Source organism: Colwellia sp. F1, from assembly GCF_056238625.1.
On record NZ_JBWDLI010000001.1, the window covers coordinates 268954 to 285069 of the forward strand.

Sequence of the window (16116 nt, forward strand, 5' to 3'; positions counted from 1 at the left end):
AGCAAGTAACAGTACACTTGTACCATAGCACTTAAAGTAACCATTTTAGACTTTAGGCTTTAGGCACAGAAAATTGCTTGTCTAACGTGCTAATACCTAAACCACTTTGTTTAGTAACTTTAATTTGCACGTCAATTCTGTCTTTTAGTGCTTCAACATGGCTAATAATACCAATCATTTTACCGCTTGCATTCAAGTTGTCTAAGGCAACTAAGGCTATTTCTAAGGTGTCATTGTCTAATGTGCCAAAGCCTTCGTCTAAAAATAATGAGTCGATACTGGTTTTATTGCTCACAAGGTCAGAAAGTGCTAACGCAAGTGCTAAGCTTACTAAAAAACTTTCACCACCTGACAGTGTTTTAGTGTCACGTAGCGTATCTCCTTGCCATGTGTCGAGCACTTCTAGGCTTAAAGTATCACTTTGCTGGCACTGTAACTGGTAACGACCATCAAGGGTATTCAGCTGTTCGTTTGCTAAATATACAAGATGACTAAGGGTTAAACCTTGGGCAAACTTTCTAAATTTTGCGCCATCAGCAGAGCCAATTAGCCCATTTAAATAAGCCAGTTCATCTAAGGCAATTTGCTCGTTTTCAATTTGTTTTAATAAACTTTGCTGCTGAACTTTACTTTGCTGATCATGGTCTATCGTTTGTTGAACTTTCCCTAAGCTCAATTGCAGTTGTTTCAGTTTGTCGCTAAGTTGGGTCAGTTCAGTGTCAATATTTTGCTCTGAGAATAATAACAATTCATTGATGTTCATCGGACTATTTTTGCATAGTTCTGCCAGTGATTTTTCGGCGTGGTTTATCGCATCTTGGTGCTCTACCAACTGTTGTTTTATGCTTTCTTTTTGGCCTAACAGTTGCTGTAATTGTGCTGTTATACTTTGTTGCTCATTTTGCAGCCTAGCTAATTTACGTTTAGTCACCTCCTCTTCCTCTGAAATGTTTTTTCTAATTAAATCAGCATCCTGCGTACTTTCATCGTTAAAACCCAAAGCAACAAATTCGGTTACGCGTAACGATTTTTTATCCTTTAATTGTTGGTGCAAGGCGGTTAATTGCCCAGTGCACATAGCAAGGTTTTTTTCTGTTTGTTTTATTTGCTCAGCCAGCAACACATCCGTTTGTTCAAGCGCCGGCAACTGCTGTGTGAGTGACTGTTGCTCGGTAATTTTTTGTTCAAACAAAGTCACTTGTTGTTGCAAGTTGTCTAACCATGAATGTGACTCTAAGGCGGCACTAAGGTCAGGATTAAGTGTAGCGCCTGCTTCTAAATGTGTTTTAACATTAGGTGCAAGCAATTGTAAAAGCTCTGCTGTTAAGTCTGTTAAAAATTGTTTTACTTGCACTGAGTTCATATCAGCAATAAGCCCGTTTTGCATAACAGCTTGCTCTTGTGTTAACTGTTTTACCGCGTCACGTTTTTCTGCAGTATCCTGGCTGTTATAGTTTAGTTTTTCTTGTAACAACGCTTCTTGGTGCTGTGCTTGCGCCAACCATTGCTTAGCCTGTATTGCTTGTTGTTCAATTTGTGTTTGTTGTTGTACGCAATGGCTAAATTCACTGTGGAATTGATTAAGGCGTGCAAGCTGTGAGTCTACATCGGCTAATGTTTGTTCAATTAAGTTTATCTCTGCTATGTTGGGTTGTGCGTTAACTTCTGTGAACGATAATTTAGCGAAAGCCGTTGACAGTTCAACCTGCTCTGCGTTGATCCTTTGGGCACGTTCGTGCCGAGCTTTTAGCTCGGCATTAAGTTGCATTTCTTGTTGTGCAAGTGATTTACCCTGCTCTTCTAGCTGAGTTAATTGGGCATTAATGGTAAGCAACCTATTTTGCTGGTTGTCAACGTTTACCGTTTGATACGCGCTAATGGCAGGATGTTCAATTGAGCCACACAAGGGACAAGGCTGCTGTGGTTGCAACTTTTCGCGGTGTTCACTTAATGCCATAATCGTTTGCTGTTGTGCAATTAAGGTTTCAACATCCTGCTTTTGTTGCTTCTGCTGGGTAAACTGTGTGCGTAAATCGACTAAAGCGAGGTTAATTTTTGTTAGCTGTGGCGTTGATAGTTGCGTTTGCTGATCAAGTTGCTCTTGCTCTTGTCTTAGTGCATCGTTTCGCTTGGCAAACTGAAGTGCTTGGGTGTAGGTGTTTTGCTGTTGTTGCCAGTGATTAATTCTCGCATTGAGGGTGTCGGTTGTTAGTGTTTTATGATCTAGATTAACGGCTGTTAATAAGCGTTGATTTTGTGCCAATAACTGTTGTTTTTGGCTATCAAGCGCCTTTTGCTGTTTTTGTAATACGTTGGTTTGTTCATTATTGTTACTTACTACTATTTTTTGTTTGTTTTGCTCGGTTGTTAGCGCTAGGTGTTGATTAGTAATAATGGTTAGCTGTTGTGTTTTCTCAGCAATATTCTTATTAATTTGCGCCAATCGAATAACTTGGTCGCTCCACAGTGGCAACTTGTCTTTAACCTGGGTTAGTGGTTGATTTTCTGTGAGATAAGTTTGTAGTTGGTCAATGTCTGCAATTAATTGTGCTTTGCTTTGTTGTGTTTGTTGCTGCTGTTGTTTTAATAAGTTAAGTGCTTGTGTTTGTGCTGTTTGTTCCGTTGATATTTGTGATAATTGTGTATTGATGTGGGCAATATTACTGTCTAACGGTAAAATCTTATCAATCAGTGTGTTTTCAATACTCTTATGTTGGGCTTCTTGCTGCGCTTGTGTTGTTATACATTGCGTGAGTGCAGCTTGGCCATTTTCTACCTGTTTTTCTATGGTTTGGCTTTGTGTTGTTATGTTGTGTAGTTGTGTTGTTTTTTTTTGGTGGGCCGCCTTCAATAATACTCGCTCTTTTAATGCAAGATATATTGATTGCGCTCGGGTAGCCTCTTCCGCTGCTTGTTCTATTTGCACTTTGCTTGCCAGCAATTCATTATATGCTTGCTGTGTTAGTAACATAACCCCTTGAGATTTAGCCTGCATTAACTGTAATGATTTTTCTGCTTTTTTATGGTTGTCAAAGACCTGCTTAGAAATGTCTCCATAAATTTGTGTGCCTGTTAACTGCTCTAACAGTTGTGCTCTGTCATTGGGCGCTGCATTTAAAAAAGCGGCGAACTCACCTTGTGATAGCATCATTGATTTTCTAAACCTTGAGAAGTCTAGCCCGGTAATTTTGGCTATATTGTCTTTAACTTCTTTGAGCTTTTCACCGACAATGGTTCCGTCAAGTAACGACAGCTGTGCTACTGGGGCTAATAAATTACCATCAACCTTGTTTCTAGCACGTTTTTGGCTCCAAAATGCCCGGTAGCCTTGCCCTTTTACTTCAAATTCTACTTCTGCCATACAGTTAGCGGTAAAACGTGTCATTAATTGATTTTGGCTCGCAGACACTTTCAGGCGTGGGGTTTCATGGTATAAAGCTAAGCATATTGCATCAAGAATAGTGGTTTTACCTGCACCTGTTGCTCCCGTAATAGCAAAAAGGCCATTCGAGTCAAAAGGCTCTTGAGTGAAGTCTACTTGCCAAGCCCCTTTAAGCGCATTAATGTTTTCAAAGCGCAAACGCAATATTTTCATGATTCACCTGCTGCTAATACTTGCGCAACTGTTTGTTTAAAAAGTGTTTGTAAATGCGCTTTTCGTTTTACTTGTGCCTCTTTCGCCAAAGGCTCACTATGTAGCCAGACTTCTTGTTGCAAGCGTGAGTCGAATACTTCTTCAAGGGTGAGTTCATTTAGCGTGCTTTGCGCTTGTTTTTTCGCTTGTAATAACCCTTGCCTAACCTGTTTTTGCCTGCGCACTAGTAATACTTCAACAGGAAAGTCTTGCACTAATGCCGTGATTTTAGGTTGTAAATCACTTAATATCCCTGTATTTGCTAGTTCAATATCAAGCCAAAGCTTAGTTGTGGTATTGGTATTAATGTCTGCACTTACATTTAAGTTACTGTCATTTGAATTACTGTTTGTTTTTGCTTTATTCAAAACAGGGTCTTTGAATGAGGCTTGCATCAGCACGGTTAAGTCTTGCGTTAATGTCTCTACAGTAGTTTTTAACATTGCTAATGGCTGAAAGCATGGCACGACTAGCTCGGTTACGTTAGCTAGAGCGCCTTCGAAAAAGTCGACCATGAGCACACATTTATTTTGCTTAGCTTCGTCAAAGCTTAGCGCTATGGGGGAACCACAGTAGCGAATATGTGTTGTTTTACCCACTTTTTGCGCGCGATGTATATGGCCTAAGGCAATGTAGTCTGCTGGCGGGAAAGCATTACTGGGTAAGGCTTCTAACGTACCAATATAAATATCGCGTACCGAATCAGAGGTGGTTACCCCCAACGCGGTTAAATGCCCTGTGGCAATAATGGGTAACTTAGTGCCCTTAGATAATTGTTGATGTTGAGCAACCAGCAATTGTGCCTGCTCAAACAAGGCTTGATAATGATTAACGATTGCTTGTTGTAACTGTGTAGACTTATCGGTTGCTGATTGCCCAGCGTGGCTTTTTATTACGTCACGAGGCCTAATAAAAGGAATTGCACAAATAACCGCTTGCGCGACGCCTTGTTTATTCTTTAAGGTAAATACTTGCTCGGCTAAATTGACTGGCGTTGAAATATCGGTGACATTAGCGATGACTTTAGTCGATAATGCAGTTAATAATGTTTTTGATTCTGCTAACATACTGACAGAGTCATGGTTGCCTGCCAAAATAATTAACTGACAATCAAACGCTTGCAGCGCGCTAATAAAGTTAAAATACAATTGTCTGGCATAACTTGGCGGTGTGGCTGTATCAAAAATATCACCGGCAACAATAATGGCATTAACGTTATGTTTTTCTACTTGTATTAATAACCAGTCTAAAAATTGTTGATGTTCATTTTCACGGCTTTTACCATAAAAATATTGACCTAAATGCCAATCAGATGTGTGAATAATACGCATAGAAAAAAAGAAAATATTAACAAGTAATGTGTTGATAAGTTTACCTGAACGGCATAAATAAACCATGAGTGATGCGCAAGTAATTAATATTACCGTTAAATTAACTGTTAACCTAGCTAACATTGAGGCTAAACGAACATGACACCAGCAACACAGCTGTTAAAACAAAAAAATATACCTTTTGAACTACTGCACTATGAACATGATGTTAATACCAGTTCATTTGGTCTTGAGGCCGTCACTAAGCTTGCGCTTGATGCACAGCAAGTATTTAAAACACTGGTTGTTTGTTGTGACACAAACCAGCTTGCCGTCGCTATTGTGCCCGTTAACTTAAAGTTGAATTTAAAAGCCATGGCCAAAACATTACGGGTGAAGAAAGTAAAAATGGCTGACGCTAAACGTGTTGAAGCCACTACTGGTTATGTCTTAGGCGGGGTAAGTCCATTGGGTCAGAAAAAACGACTACCAACGGTTATTGATAGCAGCGCAAATCAATTTGAGTGCATTTATGTTAGTGGTGGCAAGCGCGGGTTAGAAATAGCCTTAGCGCCCCAAGCGTTAAATGCTTTATGCCGGGCAACTTTTGCAGGGATTGCTAGCTAATAACACTCTAACAGAGCCAGATGGGTAAATAGAGAAGTTAAAGTGAAAATTCAAGTAGCTTTGCTGCCGTGATCGGGCGACTAAAATAATACCCTTGTAAATAGTCACATTGTAATTTATGCAGGGTTTTTACTTGCTCTTTCGTTTCAACCCCTTCAGCGACGACGATTAAGCCTAAGCTATGTGCCATCGATATGGTGGCCTTTACAAGGTCAAAATCCGCTTTGTCAGTGGTAATATCATTAATAAAACTACGGTCAATTTTTAAGACATCAAATGGGTATTTTCGTAAATAACTTAGGGATGAATAACCGGTGCCAAAATCATCCATTGATAGCTTTATTCCTAGCTTGTTAAGCCCAATTAATGCGTCGCTGATATAAGATTGACCATTCATTAGTACCCCTTCTGTTATTTCAAACTCTATACTTTGTGCGCTAACATTGGCTTCGGCAAGTGCTGTCTCAATAAAGTTGAGGAGTTTTAAATCTCTAAATTGGCGTGGCGATAAATTAATTGCCATTGTGCAAGGGTTGGGTTGAACTTTTTGCCATTGATGTAACAATTGTAATGATTGTTTAACAACAAAGCGCCCAATAGGAACAATTAAGCCAGTATGTTCGGCAATAGGAATAAATTCATCGGGTGTTACATTGCCCAACACACGGTTTGACCAACGTAATAAAGCTTCAGCGCCCACGGTTGAGTTATCTTTACTATTAACTTTAGGTTGATAGTACACTTCGAACTCATTGCGCTCGAGCGCACCGTGCATTTGATTTTCTATTTCTAAGCGCCTTAACATGCTTGTATTCATTGCTTTAGTAAAAAAAGAGTAGGTATTGCGCCCTAACGCTTTTGCTTGATACATAGCAACATCAGCATTTCGCAATAACTCGGAAGCAGTTCGACCATTGTCAGGGTAAATAGCCACGCCTAAACTTAAGGTCAGTATTAATTCTCGCCCGTCTAAATTAAAAGGCTCTCGAAATGCCTTTAATAAGTTTTGTACAACAAACAATGCTTGACGCTCTTCTGTTAGGCCTCTTAATAAAACAATAAATTCATCACCGCCTAGCCGTCCAACCGTGTCTTCTTTGCGAACTACTTTACTTAGCTTATTGGCTGACTCTATTAGCAGTTTGTCACCGACTTCATGGCCTAAAGTATCATTCACTTTTTTAAAGTCGTCTAAATCAATGAACAGTATTGCTATTCTTTCGTTATTTCGTTCAGCCTCATTCACTAGCTGTGATAACCTATCTAACGCTAAAAACCGGTTAGGTAACATTGTCAGTGCGTCGTAATAGGCGTGCTGCTTAATGATTTCATCTGTTTTATGTTGCTCGGTAATATCACGAATGATAGTCACTATTTGCTTATACTCTGGCAGGCGACTTATCCTTGCTTCGTAATATGCTAGACCTTCGGCGGTATCAAGTGCATATTCAAAACAAACGAGATCAGTTTGTTTTATTGCTTGAGCAATATTGCGTGTAAACTTGTTGGCAACATCTACGGGGACAAGATCCATGATGGTTTTGCCAATTAAATCTTCTGATAATAACGAACATTTTGCTTTGTTGTTGGTGTGATAATAATTAATAATGCCTTTTTCATTCATTAAAAAGAATAGATCAGGTATTGCTTCAAATGCTGCTTTTAGCATGTGCTCTTGGTATATTACTTGTGCTTGTGCACTTTTGGCCTCAGCTAAATTTATATCAATGCAATAAATTTGTTTTTTATTGTAGACGTTGGTAAAAAGAACATGGCTAGAATAAACAAACACTTCACTGCCATCTTTATGTTGTAATGTTATTTCTTCAGCGGGAATGTCTATCTCTTTTTTTAACCAATCTTTTATGTTTTGTACCGCGAGGGCTTTCATTGCCGGTGGAATAATTAACGCTTCGAGTTTTTGTCCTAAGGCTTCAGCCTGCGTATAGCCATAAAGTAACTCGCTGCCTTTATTCCAGTATATAACGCATCGATTTTCATCATACCCCTGTACCGCTATTGATTTAACAGCGTCAAATAAGTTATGTAGCGGGTCGTTAAGAATAAATTGATGATTTAAAGGATTAACATTTTTTGTCGGTTCCATACTTAAACAACACCATAAGAATTGCGAGAGACAAGCTAATTTTAGACCCTAATTGCAAAGTCTGCCTCTTTTCATCATCTTTATTTGATTTTTTCTATGGTATCGTCTTAGTCTTTGCAATGAGCACGCTAACGTTTCTAAGGTCAGTAAAAAAGCACCACTAATTAACTAGTGATGCTTTACTTGGTAAAGTTTGAGGGTAATGTTTGAGGAACAATGACGAGTGAAGTCAGTTACGTTAATTTATTTTGCTTGTTTTTCTGCAAGGTATAACCAGGTAGGTAATACCGTATCAGGATTTAGCGAAACACTATCTATCCCCTGCTCTACTAACCATGCGGCAAAGTCTTCGTGATCAGACGGCCCTTGCCCACATATTCCAACATATTTACCGCGTTTTTTACAGGCACTAATTGCCATAGACAATAACATTTTGATCGCTGGGTTACGTTCGTCAAATAAATGCGAAATTAAGCCTGAGTCTCTGTCTAAACCCAGTGTTAATTGCGTTAAATCATTTGAGCCAATAGAAAAGCCGTCAAAATAATCTAAAAATTGATCAGCAAGTAAAGCGTTTGAAGGTAATTCACACATCATAATAATGCGTAAACCATTTTCACCACGCTTTAGACCATGCTCAGCTAGAATATCAATCACGGCAGCGGCCTCTTCTAGCGTACGAACAAAGGGGATCATCACTTCAACGTTAGTTAAGTCCATGGTGTTTCTAACACGTTTTATTGCTTCACATTCAAGGGCAAAGCAATCACGGAAATCTTTTGAAATATACCGTGCGGCGCCGCGGTAGCCGATCATCGGGTTTTCTTCATCGGGCTCGTATTCTTCTCCGCCCACCAAGTTTGCATACTCATTAGATTTAAAGTCAGACATACGCACTATCACTTTTTCGGGCGAATAAGCGGCAGCTAAGGTTGAAATACCTTCAGTTAGCTTGGCGATATAAAACTCCACTGGGCTGTCATAACCGGTAATAATATCGTTGATTTCATCTTGCAAGTCAGCAGACTGTTTATCAAAATTAAGCAATGCTTTCGGGTGAATGCCAATCATTTTATTGATGATAAACTCTAAACGCGCTAAACCAACACCTGAATGCGGTAATTTAGCGAAGGCAAACGCTCTGTCTGGGTTACCAACATTCATCATGATTTTTAGGGGTAGCTCGGGCATTGCATCAATTTCAGAGGTGGTAACGGTATACGCCAGTTTGCCTTGATAAATAAAACCAGTATCACCTTCAGCACAAGAGACGGTAATATCATCGCCAGTCGCAATGAGCTGAGTCGCATTACCACAGCCTACGACGGCTGGAATCCCCATTTCACGCGCAATTATCGCTGCATGACAAGTTCTTCCGCCACGGTTAGTAACAATAGCAGAAGCTCGTTTCATGATAGGCTCCCAATCAGGATCTGTCATATCAGTTACCAGTACATCACCGGGTAAAATTTTATCCATTTCGGCAAGCGACGCTAACACTTTGGCTTCACCATTGCCTATTTTATGGCCAATAGAGCGACCTTCACAAATAACAGTTGCATTAGTTTGTAACTGAAATTGTTCCATTACATTGGTACTTTCGCGACTTTTTACGGTTTCAGGGCGCGCTTGAACAATATAAAGTTTGTTGTCTATGCCATCTTTAGCCCATTCAATGTCCATAGGACGGCCATAATGTTTTTCAATGATCACGGCCTGTTTAGCAAGCTCTTGCACTTCGTCGTCGGTTAATGAAAAGCGGTTTGCGTCTTTTGCATCTATATCAACAATGTCAACTTGCTTGCCATGTGCTTGGTTTTCTTGTGTGTTAGCGTTATACACCATTTTAATAGCTTTACTGCCAATATTACGGCGTATAACCGCAGGTTTTCCTTTGGCTAAAGTCGGCTTATGTACGTAGAATTCGTCAGGGTTAACTGCGCCCTGTACGACCATTTCACCCAAACCAAAACTGGAGGTGATAAAAACAACCTCTTCAAAGCCTGATTCGGTGTCAATTGAGAACATGACACCTGAAGATGAAATATCACTACGTACCATGCGCTGTATACCGGCAGATAACGCAACACCACGGTGGTCATAACCTTGATGGACACGATATGAAATTGCTCGGTCATTAAAAAGTGATGCGAAAACATGTTTAATGGCGATCATCACGGCGTCTAAGCCACGTACATTTAAAAAAGTTTCTTGTTGTCCGGCAAAAGAGGCATCTGGCATGTCTTCTGCCGTTGCTGATGAGCGCACAGCAAAAGAGGCATCGTCTGTGCCTTTATCATTGATAAAGTCAGCGGCTAATTTGGTGTAAGCTTGTTCAATGTCTTGTTGCATTTGGGGCAGAAATGGCGTGTCGATTATCCATTGACGAATGGTTTCACCACAGTTTGCTAAGGCATCAAGGTCGTCAACGTCAAGTGTATCAAGCAATTGGTATATTTTTTCATTAATACCGCTTTGCTCTAAAAACTCATTAAAAGCAAAAGATGTTGTAGCAAAGCCTGTAGGTACTTGTACCCCTACATTAGCCAAATTTGAAATCATTTCTCCAAGCGATGCATTTTTACCACCAACGCGGTCGACATCACCCATTCCTAAGTTTTCATACCAAAGTACATTTTCCTGCACAACAATTCTCCGTTAAATCGACAAAAAGATAAAAGCTTTCAAAGGTAACACTATATTTATAGTTGAGGACATTCTACACTGCCAACTATTCAAATTAAAAGACAAAATGAAAATTAGTACGAAAACTTTCACAGCCAATGTCATTTAACTTACAAAAGGATCCACTATGCGTACCGCTTTTTATATTTCTGATGGCACTGCCATTACCTCTGAAGTGTTTGGTCATGCTTTACTTTCCTTATTCCCGACGAAGTTTGAGCATCAAACTATCTCTTTTGTAGAAACAATTGAAAAAGCCCAAGAAGCTAAAGTAACAATAAACAAAGCCTGTGCTCGTTTTGAAGAACCTGCCTTAGTTTTTCATACTTTTGTTAATAACGATATTCGCGCAATAATTGATAGCTGTGATGGCATTACTTTTAACTTTTTAGAGCACTTTGTTGAGCCATTAGAGAAAAAGTTAAAAATGAAAGCTAAACCTAAAGCTCACAGAACTCATAGTATTCAAGAGCAAAGTTATGATTACCGAATAGAGGCTGTTAATTATGCTTTAGCTAATGATGATGGTTCAAATATTACCAATTATGAAGATGCTGATGTTATATTAGTTGGCGTTTCTCGGTCTGGCAAAACGCCAAGTTCGCTTTATTTAGCGCTGCAGTATGGTATTAAAACGGCAAACTACCCTTTCACCGATGATGATATGGACGAACTGCGCATTCCCAGCTTTTTAAAGCCGCATAAAAAAAAGCTGTTTGGTTTAACGATTGATGGGCAAAGGCTAGTAGATATTCGCGAAGGCAGAATGTCTAATTCTAAATATGCATCAGCAAGACAATGCAAGATGGAAGTACGTGAAGTAGAGAAACTGTATAAAAAAGAAAAGATCCCCTTTATTAATACGACCAAATTATCCGTAGAAGAAATTGCTGCCAAAATAATGAATGAAGCAGGTTTGCAAAGATATAAGTACTAATTGTGTTTTTTTCGCTAGAATTAGAGGAAATTAATCCTAGTTGGTGCTAGTAAAACAGTTCACTTTTTGCCGTAAATTCGCTATGTTAGCGAGCATAATTTACTTTATGCGTACTGTTGTACTTTTCAAGCTACACAAAGCGCATAACGCAACATAAATAACCTACATGACCATAAAAACAGATGAATTACGCACAAGTTTAATTGACAACTTAGTGTCTCCGAGCGAACTAGCAAAACAAATTCCGCTTAATAAAACTACCGCTGATTTTATTATAAAAAGCCGACAAGAAATTGAAGCGGTTATCAGCGGTGAAGATAAACGTTTACTCGTTATTATAGGTCCCTGTTCAATTCATGATACCCAAGCGGCTATCGACTATGCCCAGCAGTTAAAAAAATTGCGTGTTAAATACAGCAATGAGTTATTGATTGTAATGCGTGTCTATTTTGAAAAGCCTCGTACCACCGTTGGTTGGAAAGGCTTAATTAGTGATCCTGATTTAGACAAATCATTTAAAGTTGCCAAAGGCCTTAACCTTGCCAGACAATTATTAGTTGATATCAATGAAATGGGCTTACCGGCTGGTACCGAGTTTTTAGATATGGTGACCGGTCAGTATATTTCTGATCTAATCAGTTGGGGCGCCATTGGCGCTCGCACTACAGAAAGCCAAGTGCATAGAGAGTTAGCGTCAGCACTTTCTTGTCCGGTTGGTTTTAAAAATGGTACTGATGGGAATATTAAAATTGCCTTAGACGCCATTAAAGCGGCTAGTGCATCACATGTACTTTATTCGCCTGATAAAAGTGGCCAAATGTGTATTTATCGTACTGACGGCAACCCTTTTGCTCATGTTATTTTACGGGGTGGCAAAGTACCTAACTACCATCACCCTGATATTAAAGAAACAACAGAGCAATTAGCGCAAGCAAAGCTGAATAAAAACATTATGGTTGACTGTAGCCACGGTAATAGTTACAAAGATCATACCAAACAAATTGATGTTGCCCGATCACTGGCAAGGCAAATAAAACAGGGGGAAAACAGCATTTTTGGTGTTATGGTTGAAAGCTTTATTGAGTCAGGCAATCAGGCAGTTAAAGACGGTGTACCGCTTATTTATGGTAAAAGTATCACTGACGCTTGTGTTGATTTACCTGAGAGTGAAGCAATATTAGCTTTACTGGCTGATGCAGTAAAACACCGGTTTAACGCCTAGTTTTTTAGTTTTCCTGTTGATCGAAACAGAATGTATGCAACAAGCAGTAGCGGTAAGGAAGTTGCTACCTAGGTTTGTTTTACTTACAAAGTTACTGCCAACAACCTCTTATTTTATAAGTAGAGTTAGCCTGGCTATTATTTGTTCAAGCTAACTTAAACAGCACTGCTATTTTAGTTGCGATAATAAGCCATCACTTGCGTCTTCGACTAAGTCGAGCACAAAACGAAAGCCATTAGCGCCACCGTAGTATGGGTCAGGTACTTCACTTTCTTCATGATTTTTTGCAAAATTTAAAAAAAGCTGTGCTTTGTATTGTAAGTGTTTCGGTGCAAGAGCATGTAAATCGGCAAGATTGCTGTTGTCCATCGCTAATATTAGATCAAAATCATCAAAGTCTTGCACGGTAACTTTTCGTGCTTTGATACCGTCAAACGAATAACCTCGTGCAACAGCCACTTTTTGCGATCGATGATCTGGTTTTTCTCTAACATGTGCTCCTACTGTGCCTGCAGAGTCTATTTTCAACGACACCCCCTTAGCTTTTGCTTTATGCCTAAAAACGGCTTCAGCACTTGGTGAGCGGCAAATGTTACCCATACAGACAAAAAGTACGCTTTTAATTCCCTTTAAGTTCAATTCGTTAACAGTCATCTTTCCTTCCATTTTTTGTTAATTTATCAGTGTTTGTACCCTAATTAAACCAACAGATTGTAATTTTTTGTTAGGGAATATTCAATGTTACATTGGCTATAATATTCAACAGTATTATTTGGCTAACTAACTGATGATAACAGCGCATCAAGTTAGCTAGCGCTGCAAAAACCAAAGTACCTTGGTTTTTGCACTCTACACTACTTTCGTGTTACCCCTACTACAGTTTTCTTCTTTATTTAGCTTGTTTTATACTTTGCTTTGCTGAAATGCTCGCATAAAAAATACCAATATTGCTAAACCTAATAATGCTAAGCTTGTGGGCTCGGGCACAGTGACAGCGTCAACTTCAAAATTAAAAGTACGGCTGTCTTGATTGGCAAAGCCAATAGTTACCTTATCACTAAAGGCGACATAGTCGTTACCCACCGACGAGCCAACGCCAACACTGATAGCACTAATATAAGCTTGGCTAGAGTACTGCTGCTGCCAATCACTAATACCGTAATTATATTGCGCTGTAACACCTATATTTGTTTGGTATTGCCAGAAATTATCTGAAAAATTAGTGCTATACCAAGTGTCGCGCGCCGTAACGCCATAAGTGCCATTGTAAGCGCCTTCCCAAATTAATTCGCTACGTTGCGAGCCATCCCAAATGTGTAACCTTAATGCAGGGGTATAATCTGAATGTAAAGCAGATACACTGCTTGTTGCAATAGACCAGTCGAAGGTGAAGTCAACCAAGTCGGCAAGTAGGCCAATATTACTCGTTGGTGAAAATGGATTACCTAAACCAAAAAATCGCGTACGATCACCATGTAATTCTAATGAGCCATTACCATTATAAGCAACGGTATTGGTAATGGCGCTATTAGCATCTGCGGCTATCCAATCCACTGTGGTTGGGGTAACCTCAATTATAGCTGCATTAACGCAGAACAGCATAAATGATGAACACGTTATTAACCATGTCGATATTTTAACTTTGCTTTTATTCATAATTTAACACCTCAGTTTAAAGTTCAAGGCTACTGATGCAAGGAATGTGCAAGCATTACAAGCAAGCAAAACACCTTGATTATATGATAAAAACTGTTAATACACCGTTAACAACTCATTACACTAACTTTAGCTGTAAAAATATTAGACACTTTATTTTGTGCTTTGAACGGTGAAGTCAGCCACTGAGTAGCTGCGTGTTTACTTGAGCACTAACCAGCAAGCAAACACTGCGCACTACAGACAATTAAAGTTTAAATTTAGCTATTTCAACTTCTAGGTTGTTTGTTAACTCCTGTATCTGTACTGATGATTCTTGTACCTCGTGTGATACCGCTAAAGTATTGTCTGAGGTGTCTGAAATATTAGTAATACGCATAGCGGTATCTTCACCCGCTGCTAATTGCTCTACCGCGGCAATAGATATTTGATGGCTCATTTGTGAAATGCCTTCAAGTGAGTGAGCGATATTGACTAATTCCGCTGAAACTTGTTTGGATTTAATCACGGTTTCTTCACTGGTTGCGATACTTTGCGTCACCGAAGATTTAGCCTCTTTTGTCGCATTTTGTAATTTAGAGATCATTTGATGAATCTCTTCAGTGCTTGCCTGAGTACGTTGCGCTAGTTGGCGCACCTCATCGGCAACTACGGCAAAACCTCGGCCCTGGTCACCCGCTCTCGCTGCCTCAATTGCAGCATTTAATGCCAGTAAGTTAGTTTGCTCTGCAATACCCTGAATAACAGCCAAAACATTAGCGATATTACTCACTTCATCATCAAGAATTTGAATATTAGCCCCAGCATTATCAATTTGGCTTTCAAGTAACACAACAGATTTAGAAGCTTCTTGAGTCAATAAGTTAGCTTGTTTTCCTTGTTTCTCAGCCTCTACAACAGAGTGTGCTGCGTGTTTGGCATTTTCAGCGACGGCATTAGCAGAAGCCGTTAATTCGGTCACGGCTGCGGCAACGATTTGCGTTTCATCACGCATTGTTTTGGCTAAATTGTCTAAGTCTGCTGACCTTACTTTAGCCGCATCGGTTTGATTATATAAATTATCGGTCACACGCTTTATACCTTGAACTACGCCTTGTAGCTCTTTTTGCATATAATTTACTGCTCCGACAACGCTGTCATCGTTTGCATTAATAAATCTCTTATTTTGCTTTAGGTTACCACGCGATACTCTAATTACTGCTTCACGTACATCATTCACTTCAGCACCTAAAGCAAAGTTTAGTGACAAACCAAAACGCGCTAAAGCAAACGCTAGAATAACGGCAATAATAATTGAAATTGATAGTGACCATTTAGCAGCAGACCAGTAACGCGCATTCGCTTCTGCATAACTAATGCCGGTCCCTATATACCAGCCCCAATGTGGTGTTTTTTGTACAACTGATGTTAGGTCAACAACGCTCCCTTCGCGTTCTGAGTCCCAATGGTATGTGATTATTTGCTTGGTTTTATCACCCACTAATTTTTTTACCATTTGCCCAACACTTTGGCCACTGGCATCTTTAAAGTCATTAAAACTGGTACCATGGAGTTGTGGATCATGTGGGGTTGCAACAAAGTTTAATTTATTATCAACAACATAAACGTATTCAGAGTCATGGTATTTATTTTCTCTTAACATCTCAATGGCGAAAGCTTGCGCTTGCTCTTGCGTTAACTTACCGTCGACAACAAGTTGTTCAAATTCTTCAACAATATTAACTGTCGACTTCATTAATTGATTAATACGCGCAATATTATCATCTTCACTTGCTTTACTAAGTACCTGCAGGCCTAACAAAGCAATGCCCACTAGAGAGAAAAACAATACCGCCACAAACGTAATAATTTTTGCTTTTAAGCCCATAAAATACACCTCTTTATACTACCTACTATTTTATATAATAGATGCAGTAACCAACCGACCCAATAAACGCT

At 39.4% G+C, this 16116-nt stretch carries 10 protein-coding genes; 3 read left to right on the forward strand and 7 right to left on the reverse strand.

Features of this window, described 5'->3' with window-relative positions:
* Positions 1 to 52: 52 nt before the first annotated feature.
* Together AC0UA9_RS01225 and sbcD are read right to left on the reverse strand one after the other, a co-directional pair.
* Positions 53 to 3595 carry an AAA family ATPase gene (locus AC0UA9_RS01225; protein WP_475655877.1) on the reverse strand — a complete coding sequence of 1181 codons (3543 nt, stop codon included), beginning with the start codon at positions 3593 to 3595 and terminating at the stop codon, positions 53 to 55.
* Positions 3592 to 5031 (reverse strand): exonuclease subunit SbcD, encoded by a 1440-nt coding sequence (sbcD, locus tag AC0UA9_RS01230; protein ID WP_475655878.1) that lies wholly within the window; start codon positions 5029 to 5031, stop codon positions 3592 to 3594. Before sbcD ends, AC0UA9_RS01225 begins: the two co-directional genes overlap by 4 nt.
* A 72-nt stretch (positions 5032 to 5103) precedes the next feature.
* Here sbcD and ybaK point away from each other — a divergent pair, with 72 nt between their 5' ends.
* Complete coding sequence (gene ybaK / locus AC0UA9_RS01235; RefSeq protein WP_475655879.1) at positions 5104 to 5571, forward strand: Cys-tRNA(Pro) deacylase; 468 nt, start codon at positions 5104 to 5106, stop codon at positions 5569 to 5571.
* Positions 5572 to 5608: 37 nt separating this feature from the next.
* Here ybaK and AC0UA9_RS01240 read toward each other — a convergent pair whose 3' ends face one another.
* Both AC0UA9_RS01240 and ppsA read right to left on the reverse strand, forming a co-directional pair.
* A complete protein-coding gene (locus AC0UA9_RS01240; RefSeq protein WP_475655880.1) occupies positions 5609 to 7678 on the reverse strand; it encodes a sensor domain-containing protein in 2070 nt (689 codons plus the stop codon).
* Between the two features lie 243 nt (positions 7679 to 7921).
* Positions 7922 to 10324 (reverse strand): phosphoenolpyruvate synthase, encoded by a 2403-nt coding sequence (ppsA, locus tag AC0UA9_RS01245; protein WP_475655881.1) that lies wholly within the window; start codon positions 10322 to 10324, stop codon positions 7922 to 7924.
* 166 nt (positions 10325 to 10490) lie between these two features.
* Here ppsA and ppsR point away from each other — a divergent pair, with 166 nt between their 5' ends.
* The gene (gene ppsR, locus AC0UA9_RS01250; RefSeq protein ID WP_475655882.1) at positions 10491 to 11300 is read left to right on the forward strand and encodes a posphoenolpyruvate synthetase regulatory kinase/phosphorylase PpsR; all 810 of its coding nucleotides are present in this window, start codon (positions 10491 to 10493) and stop codon (positions 11298 to 11300) included.
* A gap of 166 nt (positions 11301 to 11466) precedes the next feature.
* The gene (locus tag AC0UA9_RS01255; protein WP_475655883.1) at positions 11467 to 12522 is read left to right on the forward strand and encodes a 3-deoxy-7-phosphoheptulonate synthase; all 1056 of its coding nucleotides are present in this window, start codon (positions 11467 to 11469) and stop codon (positions 12520 to 12522) included.
* A gap of 168 nt (positions 12523 to 12690) precedes the next feature.
* Here AC0UA9_RS01255 and AC0UA9_RS01260 read toward each other — a convergent pair whose 3' ends face one another.
* The 3 genes from AC0UA9_RS01260 to AC0UA9_RS01270 all read right to left on the reverse strand — a co-directional run bounded on the left by AC0UA9_RS01260 (position 12691) and on the right by AC0UA9_RS01270 (position 16045).
* Complete coding sequence (locus AC0UA9_RS01260; protein WP_475655885.1) at positions 12691 to 13176, reverse strand: low molecular weight protein-tyrosine-phosphatase; 486 nt, start codon at positions 13174 to 13176, stop codon at positions 12691 to 12693.
* Positions 13177 to 13425: 249 nt separating this feature from the next.
* Positions 13426 to 14178 (reverse strand): PEP-CTERM sorting domain-containing protein, encoded by a 753-nt coding sequence (locus tag AC0UA9_RS01265; protein ID WP_475655887.1) that lies wholly within the window; start codon positions 14176 to 14178, stop codon positions 13426 to 13428.
* A 247-nt stretch (positions 14179 to 14425) separates the two neighbouring features.
* Positions 14426 to 16045, reverse strand: coding sequence for a methyl-accepting chemotaxis protein (locus AC0UA9_RS01270; protein WP_475655890.1), 1620 nt, complete (start codon positions 16043 to 16045; stop codon positions 14426 to 14428).
* Positions 16046 to 16116: the final 71 nt, after the last annotated feature.